This is a genomic window from Polyangium fumosum, from assembly GCF_005144585.1.
Classification (GTDB): Bacteria; Myxococcota_A; Polyangia; order Polyangiales; family Polyangiaceae; genus Polyangium; species Polyangium fumosum.
In genome coordinates this window covers 69,365-96,028 of record NZ_SSMQ01000048.1, presented here as the reverse complement: position 1 = coordinate 96,028, position 26,664 = coordinate 69,365, and the positions used below count along the sequence as shown (strand labels likewise).

General features: G+C 68.7%; 21 protein-coding genes. 10 read left to right on the top strand and 11 right to left on the bottom strand.

Translation table 11 applies throughout. The features are described from left to right. Positions 1-139: 139 nt before the first annotated feature. Entirely contained in the window at positions 140-1,006 is an 867-nt protein-coding gene (locus tag E8A74_RS53090; RefSeq protein WP_170229601.1) for an SH3 domain-containing protein, read from the bottom strand. A 286-nt stretch (positions 1,007-1,292) separates the two neighbouring features. Between E8A74_RS53090 and E8A74_RS35160 the strand changes: the two genes are divergently transcribed. Together E8A74_RS35160 and E8A74_RS35155 are read left to right on the top strand one after the other, a co-directional pair. Then, entirely contained in the window at positions 1,293-2,381 is a 1,089-nt protein-coding gene (locus E8A74_RS35160) for an NHL repeat-containing protein (RefSeq protein ID WP_170229600.1), read from the top strand. Next, entirely contained in the window at positions 2,378-3,328 is a 951-nt protein-coding gene (locus tag E8A74_RS35155) for a hypothetical protein (protein WP_136933452.1), read from the top strand. Before E8A74_RS35160 ends, E8A74_RS35155 begins: the two co-directional genes overlap by 4 nt. A gap of 3 nt (positions 3,329-3,331) precedes the next feature. On the opposite strand, the gene E8A74_RS35150 is transcribed toward E8A74_RS35155, so the two are convergent. After that, positions 3,332-3,991 carry a TetR/AcrR family transcriptional regulator gene (locus tag E8A74_RS35150; RefSeq protein WP_136933451.1) on the bottom strand — a complete coding sequence of 220 codons (660 nt, stop codon included), beginning with the start codon at positions 3,989-3,991 and terminating at the stop codon, positions 3,332-3,334. A 110-nt stretch (positions 3,992-4,101) separates the two neighbouring features. Between E8A74_RS35150 and E8A74_RS35145 the strand changes: the two genes are divergently transcribed. Further along, positions 4,102-5,493, top strand: coding sequence for an alpha/beta hydrolase family protein (locus E8A74_RS35145; RefSeq protein WP_136933450.1), 1,392 nt, complete (start codon positions 4,102-4,104; stop codon positions 5,491-5,493). A gap of 73 nt (positions 5,494-5,566) precedes the next feature. Next, positions 5,567-6,919 carry a hypothetical protein gene (locus E8A74_RS35140; protein ID WP_136933449.1) on the top strand — a complete coding sequence of 451 codons (1,353 nt, stop codon included), beginning with the start codon at positions 5,567-5,569 and terminating at the stop codon, positions 6,917-6,919. A 6-nt stretch (positions 6,920-6,925) separates the two neighbouring features. Here the strand turns inward: E8A74_RS35140 and E8A74_RS35135 are convergent, their stop codons facing one another. Both E8A74_RS35135 and E8A74_RS35130 read right to left on the bottom strand, forming a co-directional pair. Then, entirely contained in the window at positions 6,926-7,882 is a 957-nt protein-coding gene (locus E8A74_RS35135) for a bacterial transcriptional activator domain-containing protein (protein WP_136933448.1), read from the bottom strand. Continuing rightward, on the bottom strand, positions 7,883-9,349 hold the full coding sequence (locus E8A74_RS35130) for a serine/threonine-protein kinase (RefSeq protein WP_136933447.1): 1,467 nt from the start codon (positions 9,347-9,349) through the stop codon (positions 7,883-7,885). Between the two features lie 246 nt (positions 9,350-9,595). On the opposite strand from E8A74_RS35130, the gene E8A74_RS35125 reads away from it, so the two are divergent. From E8A74_RS35125 to E8A74_RS35115, 3 genes are all read left to right on the top strand, one after another. Continuing rightward, positions 9,596-10,411, top strand: coding sequence for a sugar phosphate nucleotidyltransferase (locus E8A74_RS35125; protein ID WP_232379896.1), 816 nt, complete (start codon positions 9,596-9,598; stop codon positions 10,409-10,411). Continuing rightward, a complete protein-coding gene (locus tag E8A74_RS35120; protein ID WP_136933446.1) occupies positions 10,408-11,403 on the top strand; it encodes a GHMP family kinase ATP-binding protein in 996 nt (331 codons plus the stop codon). Before E8A74_RS35125 ends, E8A74_RS35120 begins: the two co-directional genes overlap by 4 nt. A 149-nt stretch (positions 11,404-11,552) precedes the next feature. Next, positions 11,553-12,107 carry an ExbD/TolR family protein gene (locus tag E8A74_RS35115; protein ID WP_136933445.1) on the top strand — a complete coding sequence of 185 codons (555 nt, stop codon included), beginning with the start codon at positions 11,553-11,555 and terminating at the stop codon, positions 12,105-12,107. Between the two features lie 54 nt (positions 12,108-12,161). Here the strand turns inward: E8A74_RS35115 and E8A74_RS35110 are convergent, their stop codons facing one another. From E8A74_RS35110 to E8A74_RS35080, 7 genes are all read right to left on the bottom strand, one after another. Beyond that, positions 12,162-13,808 (bottom strand): hypothetical protein, encoded by a 1,647-nt coding sequence (locus E8A74_RS35110; RefSeq protein ID WP_136933444.1) that lies wholly within the window; start codon positions 13,806-13,808, stop codon positions 12,162-12,164. Between the two features lie 198 nt (positions 13,809-14,006). Beyond that, positions 14,007-15,056 carry a hypothetical protein gene (locus E8A74_RS35105; RefSeq protein WP_136933443.1) on the bottom strand — a complete coding sequence of 350 codons (1,050 nt, stop codon included), beginning with the start codon at positions 15,054-15,056 and terminating at the stop codon, positions 14,007-14,009. Between the two features lie 204 nt (positions 15,057-15,260). Further along, the gene (locus E8A74_RS35100) at positions 15,261-16,844 is read right to left on the bottom strand and encodes a hypothetical protein (RefSeq protein WP_136933442.1); all 1,584 of its coding nucleotides are present in this window, start codon (positions 16,842-16,844) and stop codon (positions 15,261-15,263) included. Between the two features lie 77 nt (positions 16,845-16,921). Beyond that, positions 16,922-18,496 carry a hypothetical protein gene (locus tag E8A74_RS35095; RefSeq protein ID WP_136933441.1) on the bottom strand — a complete coding sequence of 525 codons (1,575 nt, stop codon included), beginning with the start codon at positions 18,494-18,496 and terminating at the stop codon, positions 16,922-16,924. A gap of 74 nt (positions 18,497-18,570) precedes the next feature. Further along, positions 18,571-20,187, bottom strand: a complete 1,617-nt coding sequence (locus tag E8A74_RS35090; RefSeq protein ID WP_136933440.1) for a hypothetical protein — start codon at positions 20,185-20,187, stop codon at positions 18,571-18,573. Continuing rightward, entirely contained in the window at positions 20,187-21,218 is a 1,032-nt protein-coding gene (locus E8A74_RS35085) for a hypothetical protein (protein ID WP_136933439.1), read from the bottom strand. Before E8A74_RS35085 ends, E8A74_RS35090 begins: the two co-directional genes overlap by 1 nt. Further along, the gene (locus E8A74_RS35080) at positions 21,215-22,579 is read right to left on the bottom strand and encodes a serine/threonine-protein kinase (RefSeq protein WP_232379895.1); all 1,365 of its coding nucleotides are present in this window, start codon (positions 22,577-22,579) and stop codon (positions 21,215-21,217) included. Before E8A74_RS35080 ends, E8A74_RS35085 begins: the two co-directional genes overlap by 4 nt. Before the next feature lie 210 nt (positions 22,580-22,789). Between E8A74_RS35080 and E8A74_RS35075 the strand changes: the two genes are divergently transcribed. Genes E8A74_RS35075 through E8A74_RS35065 form a run of 3 tightly spaced genes read left to right on the top strand, consistent with a single transcriptional unit; the run spans position 22,790 to position 26,574 of the window. Next, positions 22,790-23,431, top strand: a complete 642-nt coding sequence (locus tag E8A74_RS35075) for a peptidoglycan-binding protein (RefSeq protein ID WP_170229599.1) — start codon at positions 22,790-22,792, stop codon at positions 23,429-23,431. A gap of 21 nt (positions 23,432-23,452) precedes the next feature. Further along, positions 23,453-23,944, top strand: coding sequence for a hypothetical protein (locus E8A74_RS35070; protein ID WP_136933437.1), 492 nt, complete (start codon positions 23,453-23,455; stop codon positions 23,942-23,944). Further along, complete coding sequence (locus tag E8A74_RS35065) at positions 23,941-26,574, top strand: hypothetical protein (RefSeq protein ID WP_136933436.1); 2,634 nt, start codon at positions 23,941-23,943, stop codon at positions 26,572-26,574. Before E8A74_RS35070 ends, E8A74_RS35065 begins: the two co-directional genes overlap by 4 nt. Positions 26,575-26,664 lie beyond the last annotated feature (90 nt).

Here is a 26,664-nt window from a genome sequence, read left to right as displayed (position 1 = left end):
CGTCGGCCTGTTTGAAAAACTGCGCACCGCGCAGTTTTTCAACCCTGGGTCCAGCGCCTCGCTGGTCCGGGGTCGAGGGGGCGGACAGCCCCCCGCGGGGTCCGGGGCAGCGCCCCGGCGCGACGCCCCCCGAGGGATATCACCAGCCGGCGCGGCGGATGGCTTTGTAGGACGAGGAGGCGGTGCGCAGGCCGTAGACGCAACCGGCGGAGCAGCCTTTGCATTCGTAGGCGTACATTGAGCCCCAGCCGTCGCCCTTCTCGAAGAGGATGATGTGACCGGCGCCGCCGGAGTTGTAGACCAGGGCGTCGGCGGGCTTCACGTTCGAGCGGGAGACGGTTGACCAGTTCGAGGAGTCCTTCACGAAGTGGATTGTGCCGTAGGGGTGCGAGTCCACGGCGATGTCGTCGTTTGACGAGGGGACCTTCCAGGCTTTGGCGACGAAGCCTGAGCAGTCGGCGCCGTAGGAGCCGCTGTGGGAGCAGCTCGGGCAGCTTCCGGAGCAGGAGCCCTTCGTCGACGAGGTCGGGCCGTCGGCCTTCCAGCGGCCGTGGCCCCACCAGTACGAGAAACCTTTCACGGACTTGCCGCGGTTGATGGCGCCTTGTTGCGCGGTGCTGAGGTCGCTCGTGCTGCCGCCGCCTGCCGCGATTGTCGTGTAGTACTTGCCGGAGCTCCAGCCGACGGTGCCGTCGTGCTTGATCTTGTAAAACCCGTTCTTCGGGTCGGCGGCTTCGACCGTCACTTTGGCGCCCGTGGGGACGACGTGCAGGACCGAGTAGGTTGTCCCGGGGCCGTTGCGGAGGTTCACGTCGGTTGTTGATTTGAGGGTCGTGCCGACGGCGATGGTGCCGGCCACGCCTTCGCTGGTCGAGCCGAGGTCTTCGTTGGCGCCGATGAGCTCTTCGGACGAGTCGTCTCCGGAGCATGCGGGGAGCATGCCCATTCCGAGGGCGATGGCGGCGGCTGCAATCGACAGCGACAGGCGGCGGGCGTGGGTCTTCATGGGGCTTTGGCTCCTGGACGTGGAAAACCGATAATACAAGCCGCGTGCCAGACGCGTCCATGGCCATGCGCAGGGTTTCGACGCGCCCGACATCCACAAGCACGAGCGAAAACTGCGGCGTCGATGGAACGGGATGCGAGGGCGTGAGCCGACTTGGGGTCTCGTCGGGCGAATCGCGTGTTCTGGGGATGGATCGATCGTCCCCCACAGGGTGAATCTTTTCTTATCCAGGGCAGCGTTTGGCGCGGGCTTTTCCTTGCGTGTGCGGCTCTGGTAGAATGGGCGCATGCGCAAGAAGGTGGTGGCGCTCGTGGCCGTTCTCGGTGCGCTTGCCGCGGGCGTGGTGGTGGCGCGCGGGTGCTCCGGCGACGGGACGTCGAAGGAGGCGAGGCCGGCGAACACGGGCGGCGAAAAGGTGGGGGCGGGCGCCTCGCGCGACGACGCGCCGCGGCCTGCGGGCTCGGCCGTGGCCATCGTCGTGGATGCGTCGGCGCCGCCGGAGAAGGGCGCGGAGGTCGTGTTTTCGGCGACGTGGGGCGGGACGCGTATGAACGAGCTCGGCCGGTCGCGCCCCGACGAGGCGAACCCCGAGGCGCCGATGAGCCTCGCCATGGACCCGAAAGGCAACATGTTCGTGCTCGATCAGGTCAATGGCCGGGTCGTGCGCATCGGGCCGGACGGCAAGCCCGAGGCCGTGATTCCGCTGAAAGAGCAGGAGGCGGCGCAGGACATGGCCGTGACCGACGACGGCAAGGTCGCGGTGCTGGATCGATACAACAGCAAATCGATCGTCATGTACGACGACAAGGGCGGCGCGCTCGGCGAGATGCCGCTCGAAGGCGAGGGTCTCGACGAGCTCGGGTTCGTCACGGGGGTGTTCGTCGACGGAAAGGACGTGTACGTCGAAAAGGAGCACGGCCCGCTCTTGCGGATCGGGACGACCGACGGGCAGCCGGCCGATCGCGTCGAGGTCCCGGGGCGCCCGACGCGCGACGGGCTGAGCTACATCAAAGCCGGGATCATCGAGCCCGAGGTGGGGCGGATGTACATCTCCTCGGTGGATCGGGCGACGATGCAACATCGATTCACGCGCGAGTACCGGCAAGGGAGCGAGATTCGCGGGATCTTGCTCCTCGACACGGACAAGACCGGGACGATTTACCTGGCCACGTTGCTCGTGCAAAACGGCCAGGAGACGGTGATCCTCTCGTGCCACGAGCCGCTCAAGGGCATTCCGACGGGCACGGCCGTCCTGCCCGTGAATACGATGCCGGAGGAGACGTTCCGCGACATGGCGGTGCTCGACGAGGGCGGCGTCGTGTATTCGGTGCGGACCGAGCAGGGCGTGAGCTACCAGAAATACGATTGCCAATGAGCGGGCTTTATGCCCGTCCCGAGGCCCGCGTGGTCGTCGTCGACGTGCTGCGCCACGTGGATCTCGAACCGGGGCCCGGGAAGGGACCGTGGATCCGGGCGGGCCTGACCACGGCGGCCCTCGCGGGCGCGAGCACGGCGTTCACCGCCGCGAGCCACGGCGATCTCTGGTACGTGTTCGCCGCCCCGATTTTCATGGGGATCCGGGGGTTTCTCCAGGCCAGGGAGCAGAGCCCGCGCGGCCGCCGCGTGGCCATGCGGATCGAGCCCTGGGGATTCGTGCTCGATCCCGAGGGCACGGAGGACGTCCTGCCCTGGCCGCGGATCTCGAACCTCCGGCACCGCACGGTCCTCCTGAGCGAGCAGAACACCGTGGACATGTTTTTCGTGGAGGTCGACGGCGAGACCCATCGCGCGGTTTGTCCGGTGTCGGCGCCGCTCGCGGTGTTGCCTGTGGCATTCCCCGGGTATGTCGCGGCGGCGAAGCGGCCCGTGGCGCTCGATCTCGAGGGCGCGATGTCGATCGAAGGGACACGGGCGACCTTCGCGGAGCTCTTGACCCGGGCACGGCGCACGCTGGAGTCGCCCGACGGCGCGGCGCAGCTCGGGATGCCGGCGGCGGGGTATCGAGGGGTGGCGTCGCGGGCGGCGGGGCACGAGACGGCGGCGATCCTGCGGGGCGCGCTGACGGGGCATCGGCGCGCCGTAGACGAGGGGCCACTCGCCGCGATGCTGGCGGCCATGCTGGGGACGCGGGAGCTCCTCCCGGAGGTGCTCACGTTGTGCATGAGCCCGAGCCCGCTCGTGGCGGCCGTGGGCAAGGCCGCGGCGCTCCGGCTCGGCGCGGCGCCGATGCAGCCGGGCGCGGTGGAGGAGGTGCTGCCGTTTCTGCCGGAGGACGAGGTGCGGGCGATCGAGCGGTTCGCGCAGGGGGAAGACGGGGGCTAGCGCTCAGGCGCGCCGGCCGCTCGGGCTCCTGTAGGCGCGCAGCATTCGAAGGGAGAGCTCGACATGGACGTCGGCGAGCTCGTCGAGGGAGAGCGCCTCGGACGGCTCGTACCAGTACGGGAGGCGCACGCCGATCGCGGAGAGCGCCGCGGCGGTCGCGACCTGGTCGGGCACGGAAAACCGTCCCATCGCCACCCCGCGCACGAGGACCTCGCGGACGAGCGTCATCGATTGCGCGCGAAGGGCGAGCGCCGGGGCGGCGAGATCGGTCGGGAGGGCGTAGATCTCTTCGTTGACCACCACCGAGAGGTGCGGGTAGGTCGCGTGCAGGAGGGTGTGGGCCCGGACGAGGGCGCAGATCTGCTCGAGCGGATCGTCGCCTGCGTCGCGGAGCGCCGCCTGCAAGGTGGCGGCGTGCGCCTCGTGGCCCACGCGGACGAGCTCCGCGAGCACGTGCTCCTTCGAGGGGAAGTGCGCGTACAGCGCGCTCGGCTGTAGCTCCAGCGGCTTCGCGATGTCGCGGACCGAGGTGCCGTGAAAGCCCTCGCTGGCGAAGAGCTGCAAGGCCACCTCCAGGATGCGCCGTCGCGTGCCCTCGGGCACGGAGGACGACGGGAAGGTCGCCGTCGCAGCACGCAGACGTGAAGCCCGGAGGGAGCTCATGGGCTCAAGTTTTTGAACGAACGTTCATTTGTGTCAACGGAATCATCCAGCCGTGACGTCGAGGGGTCGGCGTCGTTCCACCTTCGCCCGGCTCGCGGTAGGGTCCCTCCATGCGTTTCCTTTTGTCGGCCGTGTGTTTCGGGCTCCTCGTGGCGTGCGGGGGCGAGGATCCTTCCTCGGGCGCCGGCGGCACGGCGGGATCGGGCGGGGCCGGCGGCGCGGGCGGGGGCGGCGGCGCGGGCGGGATCACGTACACGTTCGAGACGATCGGCACGCGGAGCGCGGCGATCGACACCACGACCTACGAGGCCACGCTCGTCGCCGCGCGTCGCTCCGACGGCGGGACGAGTTATCTGATGGTGATCCCCGCCGCGAAATCGCCGGCCTCGGTCGTCGTCGACATGGCGCCATACACGGGGATCGATTGGACCGGCGAGGAGGTCGACACCCGCCACGCGACCGAACACCCCGGGCCGTTTGGCCTCTATCCGGACACGGACGCGCCGCTCGACCCGCCGTCGACCGAGATGTGCGCGTACGGCTTCGTATCCGCCGAGACGCAGATCCAGGGCGAGGCCTATCACCTCCTGAATGGCCACGCCGTGATCGTCGCGTTCGGCCGATTTTATGCAGGCGGATCCCTCGCGGACGACGCCGCCGACGCCGCCGCGCCGTTCCATTACATCGAGGCGCACGCGGCCGATTTCGATACCTCGCGCATCGGCGTGCACGGGAACTCCTGGGGCGGGTTCATGGCGCTCGCGGGCGTCGGCGGGCGCCCGGCGGGGCAGGCGATCCGCGCCATGACGGCCGCGAATCCGCCGACCGATTTCGTCGACCTCTACGAGTACTGGATGAAGTCCCTCCCCGCCGTGTATCCGTACAAGGACGAGCTCGGCTTCCTCGAGGGATACAGGCGGCGCATCGAGGCGGCCACGGGCGGCCCACCGGCGAAGGACGAGGCGGCGTTTGCGGCATGGCGGCGCGACGCCCTCTGCGCGGGGCTCGACGGCGACGTGGTGATCCCCCAGGACGACTGGGACACGCTGGTGCCCGTCACGCAGACGGAGTCGTTCCTGGCCGCGTGCAGCCAACAAGCGCGGGGGCTCTTCTGGCGCCGCCGCACGCCCGTGGAGTACGCGGCGATTCACCTGGCCCACGGTGCGCTGGAGCAAGAGCCCGGATTCCCGTCGTCGCGGACCCTCGGGTTTTTGCACCTGCACCGCGCGCTCGCGGACGAATCCGACGCGGTGTTCGCCTACTACGAGGATGCCGCGCTCCGCGTCTTTTTCCAGACGGTCCACGATGCCCAGGTCGACGGCAAGGACATCACGTACGCCGCGCCCGCGCTCGCCGACCTGCTCGATCCACGCGTCGCCGCCTACGATCTCGGGACGACGCAGGCGACCCCCGGGCCCACGCTCGCGAGCGCCCTCGTGAGCGACATCTGGGGAACACCGGTCACGCCGGCAGACCTGGCCCAGGGCTTCCCAGCGCCCTGAGGGGCATCGAGAAACGCGTATCCTCCCGGTCGCGGGGCCCCCGAGGCCCCCTTCTTCCGAAAGGAACCACGTGATGAACACGAAGACCTTGCTTCTCGCCTGCGCGGCGATCGCCGCCGGCTGCACCACGACCGAGGCCCCGCCGCCCGCAGGAAATGCCTTCAGCATCCGCGCCGGCGGATCGAGCTGCGACCGCGGTTTCGAGGTGGCCACGAGCGAAGGCGGCGACATCGCCCTCGTCGGCACCTTCGAGGGGACGATCGATTTCGGCGGCGGCCCGCTCGTCTCGGCCGGCGGCACCGACATCGCATTCGCCACGTGGGACGCCGAGGGCAAACCCGGCAAGAGCGTGCGCTTCGGATCGGCCTCGCAGGAGGGCGCCCCGCGGATCGTCGCGGCCGGCGGGGGCGCGTGGGTGATCGCGGTGAACACGCAATCGGAGCTGGACTTCGGCGGCGGCCCGCTCACGCCCCCCGGCGCGGCCGGCGCCGCGATCGGGAAGCTCGACGCGGACGGCAAGCCCATCTTCAGCACCATGCTCGGCGCGACCGTGTCCGGGATGGCCGCCGGCGGGGACGATACGCTGGTCGTCACGGGCAGCTACAACGGCACGCTCGTCCTCGGCGGCGCGACGCTCACGAGCGCGGGCGCGACGGACGTGTTCGTCGCCAAGCTCGACGGGAGCGGGGCGCCGCTCTGGGCCCGATCCTTCGGCAGCGCGGGCCTCGAATCCGGCATGGATATCGCCGTGGACGGGAGCGGAAATGTCCTCCTCGGCGGCGGCATGCTCGCGCCGGTCGATTTCGGCGGCGGACCGACCACGATCACGGGCGGCGTGGACGCCGTGCTCGTGAAGCTCGACCCGGACGGCAACCACGTCTTCACGAAGACCTTCGGCGACGTCTCGGACCAGGTGATCCAGGCCGTGGCCGCCGACGCGGACGGCAGCATCCTCTTCGGGGGTCTCTTCGAGGGTCGGCTCGATTTCGGCAGCGGCGAGCTCGCCAGCCAGGGCCGTGATCTTTTCCTCGGAAAACTCGATTCGAAGGGCACCGAATTGTGGACCCGGACGCTCCGGCTCACGCCGGCGGAGTGGGATGACGCGGCCCCGCGGATCACGGTCGATCCCAAGGGCGGGCTCGTCGTGACGGGGACGTTCACCGAGGCGGTGAACCTCGGCGGCGCGGCGCTCGAAGCCGCCGGACAGACCGACGTCTACTTCGCGCGCTACGATGCCACGGGCAAACACGTCCAGAGCCGCGCGATCGGGAGCTCCGGTTATGAGCTCGCGGGCGGCGTCGCCGTGGACCGGGTCGGGGCCGCGGCGGTCACGGGATCGTTTTACGGGACGATCGACGTCGGCCAGGGTCCGCTCGAGAGCGCAGGCGAGTGCGACATCTTCCTCGCGAGGTTCGCCGCGCCCTGAGGGCCCTCAGAACGAGACCTGAACCACCCCTGCCCCGCCGCCCGGCCCGGGCGTGATCGCGAACCGCACGTCCCCCGCCGGAGCCGGGGTCCACAGGGATCCCGCCACGAACAGCCCCACCCCCGCGAGGCTCATCCCCGCGATCGCCGTCGCGTTCGTCATGGAAGCGCCCCCCGGATCCAGATCGCCGGCCGTCCCGCTCGTCTCGAGCGACGTCGAGAGCCCCGCGATCGAGGCCATCGTCAAGCCGCCGAGGCCCACCACGAGCGCCCCGAGCGCGAGCCAGCGCCGATCCTCGAGCGTCATCGGCCGCGGGAGCGGCTCGGGGTGGAGCACGATGAGCTGCCGCGTGCGCTCGTCCGCGAGCGGAGGCACCTCGACGTCGACCAAGGTCCCCACCTCGCCCACCACGACCTCGCGCCGGAACGGCCGCTTTCCCGGCGCCGCCGCTTCGAGCACGTGCGCCCCCGCCGTGACGACGATCCCCGCGTTCCAGAGGGTGCGCTCGATCTCGCGCCCATCCCAGGTGATGGAGAGATCGGGCTCTTTCAGGGCCTCGTCGGGGACGATCAGGTTCACCACCGCGACCCGCGGGCCGAGCGCGGCGAGCCGGGCGCGGGCGACCTCGGCCCGGTCCTCGGCGCGCCGCCGACGCGCCTGGGCGGCCACGTCCTGGTACAACATGAACGCCTCGCCGAGCCGCTCGGTGTGCTCGTAACACTCGGCCAGGCGGAACGCCGTCCCCATCGCCGGATCGAGCCGCCGGCTCTCCTCCAGCATCGGGCAGGCCCGCGCGTGCCTGCCCTCGTCCATGAGCTCGAGCGCGCGGCGGAACAAGGCCTCCGCCCGCTGCTCGGCGAACGGCTCCCGTGTCCCCTCGGCGGCCGCGGGCGGCGCGAACGACGAGACCACCGAGACGACGGAGACGAGGAGGATCGAGCTCTTCTGGAGATGAGGTTTCATTTATTTGCGTGAACGACCAAAAGGATCCGCCGCTCGTTTCTGCGGCTCTTTCTTGCGGGGCCGCGCGTCGTCGCCCGAGGGCGCCTCCGCCTCGTCCGCACGCCCCGCGAGGCCCGTGATCACGGGCGGCGCGGGCACCTTCGTGGATTCGGCCGGGACGGCGGGCCCGGCGAGCACCTCGGCGAGGGGCGTGACGTTCGTCGGGGCCACCTTCGCCGCCTCGGCCGCGGCGCTCGCGGGGCGGGCGCGCGCGGCGAAGATCCGCTCCTCCCGCGACGCCCAGATGCCCGTCCCGCCGCCCACCACGGCCGCGACGAGCACCGCCGCGGCCACCACGCGCGGCTCCCGCGCCCGCGCGGAGACCGACCACGTCCCGCCCCACGCGGCCCCCGTCGGCTCGGACGTCGAGAGCGGCAGCGTCGGCTCCTGCACGGAGCGGAGCGTCGGCGCGCTGTTCATCGCGGCCCGGCAGTCGCGTGACGTCGGCACGTCGTCCGGCGCGGGATCCATCGGGGCAATCGCGGGCAACACGCGCACGGCGGGCGTCGACGGTAGCGACGCGCGGCTCGGCTTGCGCAGGCTGCGCGGCGCCTCCTCCTCGGGCGCGAATGGCGCGAGCGCGGCGGCGAGCGTGAGCGCCGAGGGGAAACGATCGTCCGGTCTTTTCCGCAGGCAACAGCGCACCACCGCGTCGAGGGCCGGGGGCACGTCGGGCCGACGCACCGAGAGCGGCCGTGGCTCGCGCTCCAGGATCCCCTCGTACACGTCCGACAGGCTCCGCGCCGCGAACGGCGCCTCCCCGGCGAGCAGCCTGTACAGGATGGCGCCGAGCGCCCACAGGTCCGTCCGCGCGTCGACGTCGCGGGTCGAGCGCATCTGCTCGGGCGACATGTAGAGCGGCGATCCGAGGATGTCGGTCGTCCGGGTCATCCCCGAGGGCGCGCGGGCGTCACAGCGCTTCGAGATGCCGAAATCGAGCACCTTGACGCAGGGTGATCCGTCGGGTCTGTGGGTGAGGAAGAGGTTCGCAGGCTTCAGATCGCGGTGGATGATGCCGGCCGCGTGGGCCTCGACGAGCGCGGTGCAGGCGTGCAGCACGTAGAGCACGGCCTCGACCACGGGCAGGCACTCGCGCTTCTTGCCGAGCTGCTGCAGATCGCAGCCTTCGAGGTATTCGAGCAGGATGTACGGGATTCCCCGCGGCGTCCTTCCCGCGTCGAAGACACGCGCCACGTGCTCGCTGCGTAACTTCGCGGCGGCCCGCGCTTCCCGGAAAAAACGCGCGAGCGCTTGCCTGTTCCCGATCTCGGCGGGGTGCATCAGCTTCAAGGCGTAGAGCGCGTCGAGCTGCGTGTGCCTCGCGGCGACCACGATCCCCATGCCGCCGACGCCGAGGACGCGCTCGACCCGGTACTTTCCAAAGAGCACGTCTCCCACCGATACACGCGCGAACGACGGCTCGTTCATGCACACGTCCCCCCTCTCGTCCCTCGGGGGGTTTGTTCGGAGAGCCGAACCGCGCTCCCGTCCCCCCGGGGCTCTCCCCCTCTGTGCTCTCGTTCGATGCCCGACCCTCCCGGTTTGCCGCGCCGCGCAGAGGACCTCCGAAGCGAAAAATCTCCTTGAAGGTGGCCCGGACGGGGTTGGCCGCTCCGGGCACGCCCGCGTGTTTTTTCCTCGGCGGCCAAACCCGACTAAGCTCCCCTCCGCGCCGTGCCGAACGTCCCTTCGACCGACCCCCTCGCGCCGCCGCTGCGCCGGCAAGCCGTGGTCCTCTGCGGAGGCCTCGCCACGCGCATGTACCCGCGCACGCGGGACGTGCCGAAGTTCCTCCTGCCGATCGCGGGCCGTCCGTTCGGCCACCACCTGCTCGCGCGGCTCGCCGAGGCGAGCTACGAGGAGGTCGTGCTCTGCATCGGCCACCTCGGCGACGCGATCCGCGAGGCCATCGGGGACGGCGCGGCCTTCGGGCTCCGCGTCGTGGTGGCCGACGAGGGCGAAACCCGGCTCGGCACGGCGGGCGCGCTCCGGCGCGCGCTCCCGTATCTCGGCGAAGCGTTCCTCCTGACGTACGGCGACTCGTACTTGCCCTTCGATTACGCCGCGCCGCTCGCCGATCTCGCAGCGCACCCCGAGGCGCGCGGCACGATGAGCGTCTACCGGAACGAGGACCGCTGGGACGACTCGAACTGCGAGATCGAGGCGAGCCGCGTGATCCGCTACCAGAAACGAAAGCCCGGCGAGCCCCGCGATGGGGTTGACGCTTGGGGCTCCGGGTCGCCTGACGGCGCCCTACGCCCCAAACCCCGGCTCGATCACATCGACTACGGCGCGATCGCGCTCCGGCGCGAGGTCGTCGCCGCGCTCCCCGAGGGCCCGGGCGACCTCGCCCCCGTGCTCACCGCGCTCGCCGCGGAGGGCGCGCTCCGGGCGCTCGTCGTGACGCAGAGGTTTTACGAGATCGGCTCCGAGGCCGGTTTTCACGAGCTCGAAGCGCATCTCGGCGCCCGGGCGGAGGTCTTTACGTGATCATTTCCCGCGCGCCCGTGCGTTTCTCGCTCGGCGGCGGAGGCACCGATCTCCCGGCGTATTCGACGCGCTTCGGGGGATACCTGGTCTCCGCGGCCATCGACAAATACATCTACGTCACGGCGAACAAGCGGTTCCACCGCGACATTCGCCTGGCGTATTCGAAGACCGAGATCGTCTCCAGCGTCGATCGCGTCGAGCACCCGATCTTCCGCGAGGCCTTGCGGATGACGGGCATCGACCATTCGATCGAACTCACGAGCGTGGCCGATCTCCCGGCGAACTCGGGCCTCGGCTCGTCGAGCGCCTTCACGGTCGCGCTCCTGAACGCGCTCCACACGTACAAGCGCGAGTTCGTCTCCTCGAAAAAGCTCGCCGAGGAGGCGTGCACGCTGGAGATCGAGCGGCTCGGCGAGCCCATCGGCAAGCAGGACCAGTACATTTCGGCCTTTGGCAACGTCACGGCCTTCCGCTTCGAGCCCGACGGATCGGTGCACGTCGAGCCCGTGCCCGTCCGGGACGAGGTGCTCGACGAGCTCGAATCGAACCTCGTCATCATCTGGTCCGGCATCGAGCGGCCGGCGCGTATCGTCCTCAGCGAGCAGGGGCAGAGGCTCCGCGAGCTCGAGGCGCCCGTGGTCGAGTCGATGCACCGGATCAAGGAGATGGGCCACGAGACCTACCGCATCCTCACGAGCGGCGACATCGATCAATACGGCGAGCTGCTCCACGTGCACTGGTCCCACAAGCGCAAGCTCGCCTCGAAGATGACGGACTCGGTCATCGACGAGCATTACGAGGCGGCGCGGAAGGCCGGCGCGATCGGCGGCAAGCTGATGGGCGCGGGCGGCGGCGGCTTCTTCATGTTCTACGTCCGCCCCCAGGATCGACGCCGCATGCTCGAAGCGATGATCGCCCGGGGCCTGCGCCCGCTCCGGTTCCGCTTCGACATGGATGGCGCCCGGATCATGGCCAACATGCATCGATCCTGACCGAGCGGAAAATCGTAGCCGGACCGGAAACATCGCGCCGCCTGCCGATGTCGAAAAAACGCGGAACCTGGCGCCGAGGTTGGTGTCTTCTCGCCATTCCCCGAGCGCGACCCCGAGTTTCGCGCACGACGGAGGAGAAGGAGATTCCCATGGGCGGCGTCGACGTTGGCAGCGAGGGCGGCAAGAAGAAGGCGACAAACGCCGAGATCAACATGGTCCCGTTCATCGACCTCTTGATGTGCACGATCGCGTTCTTGCTCATCACGGCCGTCTGGGTGACGAACTCGCGCATCAATGCGGACGCGCAGGTCCCCGGGCCCGCGAGCCCGGATCCGATCACCGTCGTCGCGCCGGAGAAGGTGCTGAACGTGCACATCGGCGAGAGCGATTTCGCGCTCGTGTGGAAGCAGGGCGCGACCGTGGTGAGCGAGGTCCGCATCCCGAAGACCTCGCAGGAAGCCGGCGAGCTCGTGAAATACCCCGACCTCGCGAAGAAGCTCGAGGCGGAGTGGCAGGCGAACGCGAATCACCGTGATCCGAGCGACAAGAAGCTCGATCAGGCGATTTTGCACACGGACAACCGCACGCCGTTCCGGGAGGTCGTCGCGGTGCTCGACGCGCTGTACGCGACGAAGCGCACGGTAAAGCTGGAGGGCGGCGACAAGGAATTGCCCGTCTTCAACATGACGTTCGCCGCGCGCTGATGCAGGGATGGATGCCGAGCCGGGCCACGCGCACGTGGCCCGCCCGAGGCGTGTTCACTTGAATTTCGCGGCGACGATGTCCGGATCGGACACGCCATCCCCTTTCGGGGCCAGGATGCCGTTGGCCGAATCCTGGGAAACCCCGATCTGCTTGATCCAGCTCCCAGCCACGACGACCTCCTTGTCGATCATTCGTACGTAAAACGGGCTCGCCGTACCCTGCTGGCCCCCTCCGTCGAACGTACGAAGCCAATCCCCCCTCGCGCCTGCGATGTCGAGCCGGGCGAGGAACGGGTTGTACCCCGCTCGCTGGACGAGGCCGCCGTCCGGCTTCGAGGGGTCGATGTCGATCGATTCGGAGAAGACACCTGCCAGATAGAGCTTGCCGTCCCCGACCGTGAGCCCCGTGGCGAGCGGCCCACCGGACTGGCTGTCCCCCGCGTACACCTGCTTCCACGCCATGACCCCGTTGTCCTCGAAGGCCAGCACGAACGCTGCCTTCTGGAGGGAGCCGAGCTCCGGCGCGAGCTCCGTCTTCCCCAGGACGTCGCCAGCCACGAACATGTGGCCGGTCTTGTCGAAGGCCAGGGCCCTCGGGCGCACCTTCGCGAGATCGTTCCCGGGCTCCGGTCCGAGCGGCGCCAGCGTCGAGAGGACCGTCCCATTCCCGTCGAGCTCGAACAGGAACATATCCGTCGCGGTTGCGGTCAGCATGGCCCCCGAAGGCTGCCGCAGCGTTTTGGAGAAATGTCCGGTAATGTGGATGTTATTGTCCGGGGCCACCGCCACAGCCGTCGGCTCGATCTCGCTCCCTTCGAATTGAGCATACCACTTGCAATTGCCGCTCGCGTCGTAGTTGACGACGAACATGCCGTCCTTCAAGACCGTTTTCGTACCCTTGCAATCCACATCGGGCTTCACGCTCATGGCAGCCTTCGCGCTCACCTTGCCGAGGACGACGATCCCCCCGCTCGTGTCGAGCGCCGCGGCGATGCCTTTGTCTTCACCGTCGCCCCCAAACTGGATGGAGAACGCCAGTTGCGGGGAACCGGCCGCAAAGCTCATCTTGTTGATGAATACATCGGGATCCAAACCGCCAGCGAGCGCGCCGTAGTATCCCGTGACGAGGATCTCGGTTCCCCCCGAGACCGCGAGTCCAAGCGCGGATCGCGGCGGGTACCCGATGTTGCCCATGATCGGGAAGGCTGCGAGACCTTTCCCGTCCTTGTCCAGGACCGCGACGAAGGCGCTGCTCCCCGAGCCCCCAGGATCCGGCAGCGTGGTCCCCCCGAGGTCGAACGCATTCGCGGTGTAATGCCCGGCAAGCACGAGGTTCGTGTCATTCGTGGCGAGCGCGTTCACCTGTTGCTGATCCAAGGCTCCCCACCGCGCCGCCCACCCGAGCGACGAGCACGAAATGGCGCCGCAGGACTCCGTGCCTTCCGTGTCGCAGATCTCGACGCCACACGGAGGAGCGCCGCCCGTGCCGCCCGTGCCGCCCTTCCCTCCAACGCCCCCCTCCCCTCCGATTCCGCCGCCCCCTCCGATCCCGTCGTTCCCGCCGGCCGAGCCGCTGCTGCTCGTGCTCCCTGACGCGCCCGTGCCGCCTGGACCGCCATATCCTTCGTAATCGTACACCAGCGCACAGCTACTCAACGCAACGAGACCCGTGACCGAAAGAAGGATCGTAAGGTTACGCATCGAGACCTCCCAAGCGGGGGAAAGACACCACGCAGGTAACGCACGCGCTATCGAACGAGCGCGTCAAAGGATCTACGATATCGATGCGAACCGGTCGAGCCGATCCCCATTCCCGCGGATCGATTCCGGAAGGGGACCAATGCCTTTCGTTGGGCGAGGGGCCACGAGGGGCCGGCGCGCGCGCGGGCGCGCCTCGCTTCAGAATCGCCCGGAGATGCTGGCGCCGCCGCCCCCAGGGACGAAGAACGGCACGATCGCCGTGCTTTGCGCCTCGTCCTTCGCCTTGCCCGAAGGCGCCGTGATCACGAGCGCGAGCCCCAAGCCCACGCCCACGGCGCCGACGCCCCACGCGATCCCGTTCGCCACGAAGAGGGGGCCGCTGCCGTTGATCAGATCCATCGCGCTCTGGGTGCAGGTCTGCTTCTTGTCGCCCGTCTCCTCGCACGCCGCCTGGATCGTCGCGTCCCGTGACGCGAGCACCCCGCCTGTCACGCCTGCCGCAAGGAGGCCCGCCACGCCCACTCCGCCGATAACGAACCCCGCCGTGCGACGGAAGCTCGACGAAGAAGGAGGCGGGGGCGGGGGCGGAACGATCTCCGATGTCGTCGACGACGCCGACGCCGTGGGCACCACGGCCGTCGGCGGCACGCCCGCCGCCGACGGCGCCGCCGGCGTCGCCACGAACTCCGTACGCTCCTTTTCGGCCAGCGTGAGCTCGTGCTTGCGATCCGGCCGGCCCTCCGCGCGGACCACGATCACGTGCTCCCCGGGCTCCACGTGGAGCGGCGCCGAGAGAGACGACGGCGCGAACTCCGTCCCGTCGACGACGACGGCCGACACCGGCTGCCCGATCGGCACGACGATGCGCAGGCGCGGCACGCGCGGCGCGAGCGTGTTGATGCGCTCCTTCGCCACCTTGGCGCGCGGATCCTGGGTTTCGATCAGCGCGAGCCCGCGCTCCCAGTGCTCGAGCGCCGCGGCGATCTTGCCCTCGCCCTCGTCACACTGCGCCACGTTGAAGAGCGTGTTCGCGACCGCGAACAGGCCCATGCTCTCGCGCATCTTCGCGCAGCCGTTCGCCTTGTCGCCGGCCTCGATCGCCTTGCGCCCCTCGACGAAGAGCTTTTGCGCGCGCGCCTTGTCGTCCTTCTCGTCCGCGTGCGCGACGCCGCCGATCACGAGCGCCGCGAGGAGCGGCGCGGCGACGAGGGTCGTGATTTGCAAGAGGCTCCGCACGGGTGTGGTCATGATTCCCATTCGCCAAGGAGCCCGCGCTCGACGCTCGGCCCCAACACGACTCTGCCCTGCCTGCGCCGCCGACACCGCCGGGAAGCGCCCACCCCGGTGATCGCGACGGCGGCATCGTACTTTCCGGGTTCGTAAGATGCAACCTTCAAGCGGTACGAGGCCGCGTGGGCGGGATCGCACCTGATGCGAGGGCGTGGGCGTGCGTCAGGGTTTGGGGGTGATCTTCGCGGCGATGATGTCGTCGTCGCTCATGCCGTTGCCCTTGGCGGTCAGAGGCTTGCCCCCGTCCACGGCGAAGCTGAAATCGGAGATCCAGTTCCCGACCAGCACGACATCGTCCTGGAGCATCGTCACGAAGAATGACTTCATGAACGCAATCTGCCCCTTCCCGTCGTAGGCGTCGAACCACGAAAGCGTGCCGGCGGCGGTATCGATATTTGCGAGGAACGGGTTTACCCCGGCACGTTCGAATGTGCCCGACGGCGAGGCCGGATCGATATCGATGGCGTCCCGGAACGTGCCGCCGAGAGAAAGCGAACCGTCCGCTGCGAGCGTGAGGCTCGTGCCGGCGGCGGCTTCTAATCCCGGCGCCTTCCCGGCGGGAAACACGTGCATCCAGGAGTTCTCCACCCCGACGGGCATGACGAACGCCGCCATTTGATCATCGCCGAAGAGATCGGGCGCGATCAAGGTTTTTCCTTCGAGCTGCCCGGCGATGTACACCGTCCCGTTGGCGCTGATGGTCGCCGCCAGGGCCCGCACGGCCCCCTCCGTATGCGCCGAGATCTGCATCGACGACTCGACGACGCCGGAGAGCGGCACGAGCCCGACGACGAACGAATCCGTCGCGTTCGGCTGCGTCGTGAACACGGTTCCGTTCGGGAGCGTCAGCGCGCCCTTGAAATGACCCACGACGCGGAGCTGGTTCTCCGCGTTGTAGACCAGGGCCGTCGGCTGGACGTCGCCATCCGCCTGGACGAACCATTTGCAGGCGCCCGCCGAATCGTAGCTCACCACGAACATGCCGTTCTTGAGCGTATGCTCCGCCATGTTGCAGGTGACAATTTTGCTACCCGACGCGGTGATCGTGCCTGCCACATAAAACGCACCTGATGCGGTGGCGGCCACGGCGACGGCCTTGTCCAGACCATCCCCCCCGAACTGGAACGTGCCTTTGTCGGTGAGGGTGTTGTTATCCATGTTGGGCGTGAACTTCCGGATGAACACGTCGAGATCCGAGCCCCCGCCTTCCGTCGAAGCGCGCGACCCTGCGACCACGATGTCCTTCCCGGCGAACGCGACGGCATACGCGGTTCGTGGTTGATACCCGACGCCGAGGGCGACCGGCGCTGCCCACGTCGCGACCCCATTGCCATCGAGCAGCGTGACGAAGGCCTCGGTGCCGAAGTTCGGGGAGTCGAGCGGCAACGTCTTCGGCGATTTCTCGCCAATCGCGAAGCTCTGCCCGTTGTACTCCCCGGCCAGCGCGACCTGCTCCCCGTCGCTGGCGACCGCGAACACGCGTTGCTGATCGACCGCCCCCCACCGCGCCGACCACGCCATTGACGGGCACGCTGCGTTGGGAACACAGGTCGACGTCGCGTCACAAAGCGCCGGATGGCAGGCCTCTCCGCCGCCCATGCCCCCGAGCCCGGGCTCGCCGCCGCTCCCGACGCCCCCCTGCCCGCCCGCCCCGCCTTGACCGCCCGTGGTCTGCAGCTCTCCGAGGCAGCCCCCGAGCAGCCAACCCCCCAATGCCAGGCCAAACGCCACACGAGTCGCATCCACGCGCATCTGCCACCTCCTCGACGGAGAGGCAGGCTACCATGAATGGATCACGCGCGACGCGACGGACAGGAGGTCGGTCAGGGCTGAACGTGCGCCAGGAGGACGTCGAGCTCCAGCGGCATCACGCTCGTATCCTCGAACCGCAGATGCGTCGACCAGCCCCCGGCGAGGTACACGCGCGCGCCGTTCGAGGCGAGCGGGAGCCAGCTCCGCTTGGGCGCTTCTTGGGTCCCGATCAAGTCGAACGTCTGGAGCTTCGCTTGCGCGTCGAACTTCGCGAGGAACGCGCTCATCTTGTTCTGTTCGTCCATCTCCACCCCCTCTCGATCGGGGTCGAAATCCAGGGTGGGGAAAAAGGTTCCTGTCATGATCACTTCGCCTGCCGAGGTCGCCGCCAAGCCAACCCCCTCCGCGAAGGCCCCTGGCATGACGACGCTCCGGGGCTTGGCGCCGGCGGAATCGAGCACGAGGAGGAAAGGCGATTCTTGGTCGGCGATGCGGACCTTGTCCCCGAAATCGAGCGAGCCCCGGACCGATCCCGTCACGAAGAGGTCGCTGCCCGAGACGGCCAGGGCCGTGGGCGTCGCGTTGCTCATCAGGGCGTGATAGGTATTGACCCACGCGACCTTCCCGTCGACGCCCACCTTCATGACGAACATGGCCGTGCCTTCGGTGATCTCGGGGACGACCTTTCCGAGCCCCTCGAACTTCCCGAAATACGTGCCCGCGACGTAGATGTCATTGTTCGAGCTCGCCACGAGGGCCGTCGGCGTGTGCAATCCCCCCGTCGGACGAACGACCCACTGACATGCGCCGCTGGAATCGTACTGGAACAGCGCCATGTGGTGCTGTTTGGGCTGAATGAGCTGGGAGCTCCCGCACGGCAACACCACCTCGGACGGGTTGTCCCCCGGCGACGGCGCGATGGATGCGAGGGCATAGGCCCATTGGGGTGAGGCCGCCACGGCCACGACCTCGTCGACCCCTCCGCCGCCAAACGTGGCCGTCCATGAAATCGATTTCAGGTCCGGGGTGACCGAACGAAGGAACGCATTGTGGTTCTCTTCGACCATCATGAACGGGTCGTCCTCCCGGTAGCGTCCTCCGACGATCACGGTGTTCGCCGCGCCAAACGCGACCGCGTGGGCGATACGGGGCGTGTATCCGATCGCCGGCGAGCCCCCGAGCGCGGAGCCGATCGCCAGTCCCCTCGTGGCCATGAAGCTGGGTGCGGGCCCGAACGCCGCCACGAAGGCGTCGCTTTTCCCCAGCTCACCGGGAATCGTCGTATCCCCGAGGGTCATGTTGCCCGTATATTGTCCGGCGACGAAGATCTGCTCGCCCCCCGCGGCCGAGCCGACCCCAATCGCCCGCGTGTCCTGGTTGTTGGCGAGCGGGATCCGGCGGCTCGAAAAGGTCGGACAGGTGACCTCGCTGCACGTCGTCTCCGCCTCGCCCGTGTGACACCACTCGACCAGGCACGGTGCGACGCCGCCCTCGCCGCCGATCCCCCCCGCCCCGCCAGCGCCGCCCCGACCCCCCCCGCCGGTGTCCCCGATGGCATCCTCGTACTCGCCGGCGTCGTACACGAGGATGCAGCCGGCGAGCATCGCGAGGCCACAACCCGCCAGGACCGAGAGAACCTTTTGCATCGGAACCTTCATCTTGCCCCCCTCCGAATGCCGTCGGCCCTCTGACACGGCCGCCTGCGCGCACGTGGCTTGCGTCAGGGTTTGGGGGAGATCTTCGCGGCGATGATGTCATCGTCGCTCATACCGTTGCCCTTGGCGGTCAGAGGCTTGCCCCCGTCCACGGCGAAGCTGAAATCGGTGATCCAGTTCCCGGCCAGCACGACATCGTTCGCGAGCATCGTCACGAAGAACGACTTCGTGAACGCCGTCTGCCCCTTCCCGTCATAGGCGTCGAACCACGAAAGCTCGCCGCTGAAGGTGTCGATCCTCGCGAGGAACGGGTTCACCCCGGCACGTTCGAACGTCCCCAACGCCGACGTCGGCTCGATATCGATGACGTCCCTGAACGTGCCGCCGACATAAAGCACGCCGTCCGCCGCCAGCGTGAGGCTCGTGCCGGCGGCGGATTCCAGTTTCGGCACCTTCCCTGCGGGAAACACGTGCATCCAGGAGTTCTCCACCCCGACGGGCATGACGAACGCCGCCATTTGATCATCGCCGAAGAGATCGGGCGCGATCAAGGTTTTTCCTTCGAGCTGCCCGGCGATGTACACCGTCCCGTTGGCGCTGATGGTCGCCGCCAGGGCCCGCACGGCCCCCTCCGTATGCGCCGAGATCTGCATCGACGACTCGACGACGCCGGAGAGCGGCACGAGCCCGACGACGAACGAATCCGTCGCGTTCGGCTGCGTCGTGAACACGGTTCCGTTCGGGAGCGTCAGCGCGCCCTTGAAATGACCCACGACGCGGAGCTGGTTCTCCGCGTTGTAGACCAGGGCCGTCGGCTGGACGTCGCCATCCGCCTGGACGAACCATTTGCAGGCGCCCGCCGAATCGTAGCTCACCACGAACATGCCGTTCTTGAGCGTATGCTCCGCCATGTTGCAGGTGACAATTTTGCTACCCGACGCGGTGATCGTGCCTGCCACATAAAACGCACCTGATGCGGTGGCGGCCACGGCGACGGCCTTGTCCAGACCATCCCCCCCGAACTGGAACGTGCCTTTGTCGGTGAGGGTGTTGTTATCCATGTTGGGCGTGAACTTCCGGATGAACACGTCGAGATCCGAGCCCCCGCCTTCCGTCGAAGCGCGCGACCCTGCGACCACGATGTCCTTCCCGGCGAACGCGACGGCATACGCGGTTCGTGGTTGATACCCGACGCCGAGGGCGACCGGCGCAGCCCACGTCGCGACCCCATTGCCATCGAGCAGCGTGACGAAGGCGTCGAAGCCGTCGTTGGGAGGGAGCGGCAACGTCTTCGGCGATTTCTCGCCAATCGCGAAGCTCTGCCCGTTGTACTCCCCGGCCAGCGCGACCTGCTCCCCATCGCTGGCGACCGCGTGCACCCGTTGCTGATCGACCGCCCCCCACCGCGCCGACCACCCGACCGGCGGGCACGCCGGATTGAGGGAACAGGTCGTCGATGAATCCCCCTCACAAATCGCCGGATGGCAGGTGCCCGCGCCGCCCGCGCCGCCCGCGCCGCCCGACCCGGTCATGGCCCCCGCCCCGCTGCTGCTGGCCGGCGCGCCGCCCCCGTCCTCGCCCCAGCCTATGTATTCGTCGTAATCCCCACTGCTATAAGAAAGAAGACACCCACCAAGCGCCACGAGGCTCGTAGTGGCCACAAGAAAAAAACCATTTCTCATCAGAACCTCCCGGACAGCCCCATTCCTCCCCCGCCCGGAAGCACGATTGGCACGGGCACGAACGACGCCTTCCCTGCCTCCCCACCCTTCGCCGAAGGCGCCGTCAAGACGAGCACGAGCCCCACGCCCACCCCGGCGAGCCCCACGCCCCACGCGATCGCGTTCGGCACGAGCAGCGCGTCGTACGTACGGACGTCCGACTCCTTGATCTCACACCGCTCGGGCGGCGTCGCGTCCCGCTTTGCGCGGCAGGCATCGAAGCTCGACACCTTCGCCATGATGATGCCGCCCGTCACCCCTGCCGCGACGAGCCCCGCCACACCCACGCCGCCCACGATGAAGCCCGCCGTGCGCCGAAAACTCGTGGGAGGGGGCGGCGGCCCGCCCCCCGACGCCGTCGCCGTCGCCGTCGGCACCACGGTCGCGGACGGCGCGCCCGCCGGTGCCGGCGCGGCCGGCGTCGCCACGAACTCCGTGCGCTCCTTCTCGGCCAGCGTGAGCTCGTGCTTGCGATCCGGCCGCCCCTCTGCGCGGACCACGATCCTATGGCTCCCGGGCTCCACGTAGAGCGGCGCCGAGAGCGTCGACGGCGCGAGCTCCGTCCCGTCGAGGACGACGGCCGACACGGGTTGCCCCGGCGGCACCACGATCCGCAGCCGCGGCACGCGCGGCGAGAGCGTGTTGATGCGCTCCTTCGCCACCTTGGCGCGCGCATCCTTGGCGTCGATCAGCGCGAGCCCGCGCTCCCAGTGCTCCAGCGCCGCGGCGATCTTGCCCTCGCCCTCGTCACACTGCGCCACGTTGAAGAGCGTGTTCGCGACCGCGAACAGGCCCATGCTCTCGCGCATCTTCGCGCAACCCGTGGCCTTGTCGCCGGCCTCGATCGCCTTGCGCCCCTCGACGAAGAGCTGCTGCGCGCGCGCCTTGTCGTCCTTCTCGTCTGCGTACGCGGCGCCGCCGACCACGAGCCCAAGCCCGAGCGGCGCGGCGACGAGACACGCGCCCCGGAGGCGCCGCACCGAGGAGATCATTTCCCCCACTCGCCGAAATCCGCCCCGCTCTTCACGCTCGGCCCCTTTTTGACGGCGCTCGCCGTCACCGACGGGACGGGCGGCGGAGCGCCCGCGTCCTCGATCGCCACGCGCGCCGGCTCGATCGGCGCGATCGGCGCCACCGACGGCGTCGCGCTCGGCGCTGGGGCCTCCACGCGCGCGCTGCCCGCGCTCGACGACGCCACCGGCCCAGGCCCCGGCGTCTCCCCGGACGAACCCCCGAACACGAAGAATGCGACCACGCCGCCGAGCACCAGCGTGCCGAGCGAGAGCGCGATCATGGCCAAGCGCGAGGGGCGCGCGGGCGCGGCCATCGGCGCCGTGGGATCCCGCTTCAGCGTGACCATCTGGCTGTCGACCGCGCCGGGGCTCGTCGTGCCGAGCGACGCGACGGGCACGAGGTTCTGCGGCTCGCCGTGCTTGTCGAGCCACGCGATCGCCTTGCGCACGCCGGCTTGCATGCCGCGCGCATCCTGAAAACGCGCGTTCATGTCGAAGGCGAGCGACTTGTCGACGACCTCCGCCACCTCCGCGGGCAAACCCGGCAAGACCGTGCGGATCGGCGCGGGCGCCTGCGTCATCGCCTTCAGCAGGAGCTGGTTCAGCGTGGGCGCGTCGTGTACGAGGCGGCCCGTCATCAACGTGAAGAGCGACGCGCCCACGGCCCACAGATCCGAGCGCGCGTCGACGCGGTTCCACTCGCCGAGGGCCTGCTCCGGCGGCATGAACGCGGGCGTGCCCATGGCGTTGCCCGTCTTCGTCATCTTCGCGTTGGACTGCATCTCGCGCATCCGCGCGAGCCCGAAGTCGAGCACCTTCAGCGCGCCGTCCTTCGTCAAAAACAGGTTCTCGGGCTTCAGATCGCGGTGCACGATCCCCTTGTCGTGCGCGGCGGCGAGCGTGTCGAGGAGCTGATCGGCGAGGCGCAGCGCCTCGGTGATCCCGAGGCGCCGCGTGGGCCTCTGCTCGGCGAGCGCGTCCACGGTCTTGCCTTCGAGCAGCTCCATCACGACGAAGACCGAGCCGTCTTCGGCCACGTCGTCGTCGAGCACGCTCACGGCGCCCGGATGGCCCACGTTGTTCGCGACGTAGCCTTCCCGGAGGAAGCGCGCGCGCGCCTCGGGATCCACCGAGAGCTCGAGGTGGAGCATCTTGATGGCGCCGCGCTTGCCGTTGCGGTGGGTGCCCTCGTAGACCGCGGCCATGCCGCCGATCCCGAGCACGCGATCGATGCGCCACTTGGCTCGCAGCACCGTGCCGACGCGCGCCTGCACACGACGCGTCACCGCGTCATCGAGCGGCTCGGTGTCCGCGTCGTGCATCACCGGCAAGGTCTGCATGCCTCAACATCCCTTACAATGTTTTCCCCGTCCTGTACAAGCGGTGCGACAGGCCGTTCGCACCAGAGGTCTCCTGACACACGCCTTCCGCTCCGCCTGACGATAACGTGGGGCCACGCGGGGCGGATTACATCCCCCGGACGTTTACGACGGAGACGGGGGCGTGATACCGTGGAACGCCTCGCCCGTCCGCTTGCGAGCTTGAAAACCATGCCGATCCACGTCGTCCAGCAAGGCGAGTGTTTTTCGAAGATCGCCGCGCGGTATGGCTTCGGTGATTATCGGGTCCTCTACGATCACCCCGACAACGCCGAGCTGAAGAAGAAACGCGCGAACCCGAACGTGCTCGAGCCCGGCGATCGCATCGTGATCCCCGACAAGGGCCTCAAGGTCGAGGAGGGCCTCGCGACGGGCAAGCTCCATCGATTCCGCCTGCGCCGGCCGAAGAAGGAGCTGCGCCTCAAGCTCGAAGGCCACGACGGCAAGCCGCTCGCGGGCGAGGCGTACGTGCTCGACGTCGGCGGCGAAAAACACGAGGGCAAGACCGATGGCGACGGCTTGCTCGCACAAAAGGTCCCCGTCTCCGAGACCACGGGAACGCTCACGATCGCGGGGCGCGTGATCCACCTCCGGCTCGGGCACCTGAACCCGCTCGACGCGGCGGACGGGGGCCTCTCCGGTGCGCAGGGGCGGCTTTCGAACCTCGGATACAATCCCGGCCCGGCGGACGGCGTCCTCGGCAAACGCACCCGCATGGCGCTCGCGCTCTTCCAGCACGACGAGAAGCTCGACGTCACGGGCAAGCTCGACGACACGACGAAAAAGAAGCTCGAAGAAAAACACGGCTCCTGACGGAGGCCAAAGGCACGCACGATGGAGCGAACCCACGACGTCGCGCTCGGCAACCCCCGGGGCAAGGATTTCAACACGATCGTCCTCTCCGGCGTGGATCTGACGGTCCCCCTGGAGATGGATCTCGATGGGGATCCGCTCCAGGACGACGAAGTCCGTCTGCAAGGCGAGGACGGCCATTTCGAAAAGATCCTCCTCGCGAGCGACGCGGACGCGAAGCCCGATCCCGACAAGCGGATCGTCCTTTACACGTTCCGCCTGGTGCCGCCGGGCGTGTATCGTATCTCGGTGCGGATCGGGGCCGAGAAATGGCTCGACGTCGTGACGGGGCTCGTCGTCTCGAAAGAGGGGGCGTTCCTCGGCGACCAAAAACTCGGCACCGAACCCGAGAGCGTCGCCGAGGACAAGGCCGAGGATCCCGCGGAGGATCTGCCCGAGGAGGCGCCGGACGAGGAAGAGCTCGGCGAGTTCGTGGACGTCAACGACGGCTATTTCGAAGAGGGTGAGCGATGAGCGGCGACGGCGGAACCTCGGGCGGCGGCGTGACGACGTATTGCGTCCCGACGCTGAAGATCACGAAGGTCGCTTGCGCCGCCGGGCACGTCCTGCCGAACCTCTTCGTCCTCTTTCGCAAAACCCCGCCGAAACCATCGGATCCCACGATCGGGGCCAAGCTCTCCGCGATGTTCCGGAGCGAGGAGACGCCGTCCGGCCCCGTGCCGTCCTACGTGCTCGGCATGACGGACGCGACGGGGTACCTCGGCCCGCCGATCGATCACGCGACGCCCGCGTGTTTTGATCAAGTGGCCGACGCGTACAAACTCCAGCAAGGGCAATCGTACGACGTGTATTTGATCCAGCACCCGAGCCTCGCGCTCGCGCAGCGGATCGAGGCCGAGATCAACGCGGGATCGGCGGCGTTCGGAGAGCCCAAGGCGCTCACCGTGCGCGCGGACGCGCCGACGCTGGAGGTGCCCGAGGAAGCCAAAGGCCTCTTGCCCGCCGGCGCGGATCTCTACGAGGGGTGGGTCCTCTTCCGCGACATGCCTTTTGCGGCGTGCGAGCCCGTAAAAAAGCAGGTGCAGCGATTGCAAGCGCACCTCGGCGCGCTCCGGTACATCGTGGGCACGTCGAACTTCCCCTACCTGCCCGACGCGGGCACGGATTCCGACAAATCCGGCGGCGTGAACGACGGGATCTTCGACGTCCGCACGATGAACGCGGTCTACCGTTATCAGCAGGACGCCCGGTCGCAGGCGTTCAAGGTGAATGGCGGCGGCGCCTCCGGCCCGCACGCGGCGTATGTCGATTACGGGGCGAACTTCGCGCCGAAGGTCGATCGCGGCGCGCTCTCCGCGATGCAGGCGGAGGTCAAGGCGCTGAAGAAGCAGAAGGCGCTGACCGAGGACCAGAAACAACAAAAGATCACGCTCGACGGCAAGATCAAGGCCGAGCAGGCCGACGTGAAGACCGCCACGAACATCGCGAATGCGTGGGCCTACCTCGACGGCAGCGAAATCGCGGCGCCGGCCGACAAGCCCGACGCGACCGACGGCGTGGTCACGGAGGCGACGGGCAAGGCGATCAAGACCTGGCTCACGCAAGGCCTGCGCAAGCCGGGGGCGATCCTCGTCTCGATGATCGATCCACGCGGCTGGCTCAACTGGATGCGCCCCGAGGCGGCGCAATCGCTGCACGGCTGGAGCGAGCTCGTGAAGGCGCTCGGCTTCGAGCACGGGATCTGCGTGAACCACACGTTCCGCAGCGCGCAGGTCGACATCGGCAAGGCCGGGTATGGCCGCAGCGCGCGATCCATCCACAAGACGGGCCTCGCCATGGATCTCGGCATCGCGAGTGGCTTCGTGGACACGGTCTCCGGCTGGCCCGTCGCCTATACACGCGAAGTCGCGGACGGCCGCGTCCGATGGCGGCTCCACGGCTCGGCCAAGCAATCCCTCCCCGGCGCGGCCGACGCGGCGGCGCACGCGGCGCCGATCGTGGAGCGGCTCGCGGCGCTGCGGGACACGCAAGCGAAGACGCCCATCGCGGCGGCGATGCTCCTGCCGGCGATCGACAAGCTCCTCGCCGACATCCAGTCGAACCCCACAGGCTTTTTCACGAAGTATTACCGGGCCTCGATCGAGCGGTGGATGTACGACGCGTGGCACCCGGAAGGCGGGATCAAGGGCGCCACGATGACGGCGTCCGAGTTCTTCGCCGAGCACGAGCCGGGCAGCGCGACGTCCGCGGGCGACTACGGGGCGTACCTCGACCTCACCGCGGCCTCTGAGCTCCTGCGCCTCGGCCGCATCAGCTCGTTCAAGTCGGGCTGGGGCCAGACGACGAAGACGGTCAAGGCGACCGAGCTCGTCACGCTCGCCGACGCGCTCGACAAGGCGAAGACGAGCAAAACGGACGACGACGTCGTGACGATCTCGCGCGGAAAATCGACGAAGCTCACGTCGACCGTGCCCGCGCTCGACGCCGATTTCATGCGCCGATGGGCCGGCACGCTGAAGGACGCGAAAAAGGAGATCGCCAAGAGCGTCAAGACGAATACGCCGCAGGTCACGGTGACGCTCTCCTGGTCGGCCGCGAAGATCGAGGACGCGAAGAAGGTGGCGGCGAAGCTCCGCGACTACGGAGACAAGCTGTTTTACGGGGTCGTCTCCGATGAATCGCAGCCGCCGGTGCAATCGGGCGCGGCGTGGGCGAAGTACATCGAGGAGCGGCCCCAAGCGCTGGAGCAGCAGGCGCCCACGAACCAGAACGTCACGCAAGCCACGGGGGCGACGGTGCCCTCGGCCAAGCCAAAGACGTCGAGCTGGACGGTGACGCTCAGCCCGATCTTCGAGATTGGATACACGCCGCCCGCGGACACGGCGAGCGGGACGGCGAGCGTGCTCATCCTGCCGGGCGACGCGGTCACGGTGCCGGCGCCGGGGCAGCCGATCGGAATGGAGTGGTGGCATTTCCAGCGCTCGGATCTGCTCGCGGACGACAAGAGCCGCAAGCTCTGGGGCAGCTTCCTGATCGAGGTCGGCTGGACGCGGGAGTGCCTGCTGGAGAATACGGGCCCGGCCCTCTACCACCGGGCCGGCGTGGGATATCCCGCGTCGGAGCTCTCCGAAAAGGCCTACTGAAGCGCGGCCCTCGTGGCCTCGCCCGCGGCCCGCGGCGCCCCCGATTGTGCATCGTCAGGCAACGGTCCTTGTCCTCGGGGCGAGCTTCTC

Excerpts from the sequence above, each read along its gene's own strand:
- E8A74_RS53090 (WP_170229601.1), bottom strand. The coding sequence starts at position 1,006 with ATGAAGACCCACGCCCGCCGCCTGTCGCTGTCGATTGCAGCCGCCGCC.
- E8A74_RS35160 (WP_170229600.1), top strand. The coding sequence starts at position 1,293 with ATGCGCAAGAAGGTGGTGGCGCTCGTGGCCGTTCTCGGTGCGCTTGCC.
- E8A74_RS35155 (WP_136933452.1), top strand. The coding sequence starts at position 2,378 with ATGAGCGGGCTTTATGCCCGTCCCGAGGCCCGCGTGGTCGTCGTCGAC.
- E8A74_RS35150 (WP_136933451.1), bottom strand. The coding sequence starts at position 3,991 with ATGAGCTCCCTCCGGGCTTCACGTCTGCGTGCTGCGACGGCGACCTTC.
- E8A74_RS35145 (WP_136933450.1), top strand. The coding sequence starts at position 4,102 with ATGCGTTTCCTTTTGTCGGCCGTGTGTTTCGGGCTCCTCGTGGCGTGC.
- E8A74_RS35140 (WP_136933449.1), top strand. The coding sequence starts at position 5,567 with ATGAACACGAAGACCTTGCTTCTCGCCTGCGCGGCGATCGCCGCCGGC.
- E8A74_RS35135 (WP_136933448.1), bottom strand. The coding sequence starts at position 7,882 with ATGAAACCTCATCTCCAGAAGAGCTCGATCCTCCTCGTCTCCGTCGTC.
- E8A74_RS35130 (WP_136933447.1), bottom strand. The coding sequence starts at position 9,349 with ATGAACGAGCCGTCGTTCGCGCGTGTATCGGTGGGAGACGTGCTCTTT.
- E8A74_RS35115 (WP_136933445.1), top strand. The coding sequence starts at position 11,553 with ATGGGCGGCGTCGACGTTGGCAGCGAGGGCGGCAAGAAGAAGGCGACA.
- E8A74_RS35110 (WP_136933444.1), bottom strand. The coding sequence starts at position 13,808 with ATGCGTAACCTTACGATCCTTCTTTCGGTCACGGGTCTCGTTGCGTTG.
- E8A74_RS35105 (WP_136933443.1), bottom strand. The coding sequence starts at position 15,056 with ATGACCACACCCGTGCGGAGCCTCTTGCAAATCACGACCCTCGTCGCC.
- E8A74_RS35095 (WP_136933441.1), bottom strand. The coding sequence starts at position 18,496 with ATGCAAAAGGTTCTCTCGGTCCTGGCGGGTTGTGGCCTCGCGATGCTC.
- E8A74_RS35090 (WP_136933440.1), bottom strand. The coding sequence starts at position 20,187 with ATGAGAAATGGTTTTTTTCTTGTGGCCACTACGAGCCTCGTGGCGCTT.
- E8A74_RS35085 (WP_136933439.1), bottom strand. The coding sequence starts at position 21,218 with ATGATCTCCTCGGTGCGGCGCCTCCGGGGCGCGTGTCTCGTCGCCGCG.
- E8A74_RS35080 (WP_232379895.1), bottom strand. The coding sequence starts at position 22,579 with ATGCAGACCTTGCCGGTGATGCACGACGCGGACACCGAGCCGCTCGAT.
- E8A74_RS35075 (WP_170229599.1), top strand. The coding sequence starts at position 22,790 with ATGCCGATCCACGTCGTCCAGCAAGGCGAGTGTTTTTCGAAGATCGCC.
- E8A74_RS35070 (WP_136933437.1), top strand. The coding sequence starts at position 23,453 with ATGGAGCGAACCCACGACGTCGCGCTCGGCAACCCCCGGGGCAAGGAT.
- E8A74_RS35065 (WP_136933436.1), top strand. The coding sequence starts at position 23,941 with ATGAGCGGCGACGGCGGAACCTCGGGCGGCGGCGTGACGACGTATTGC.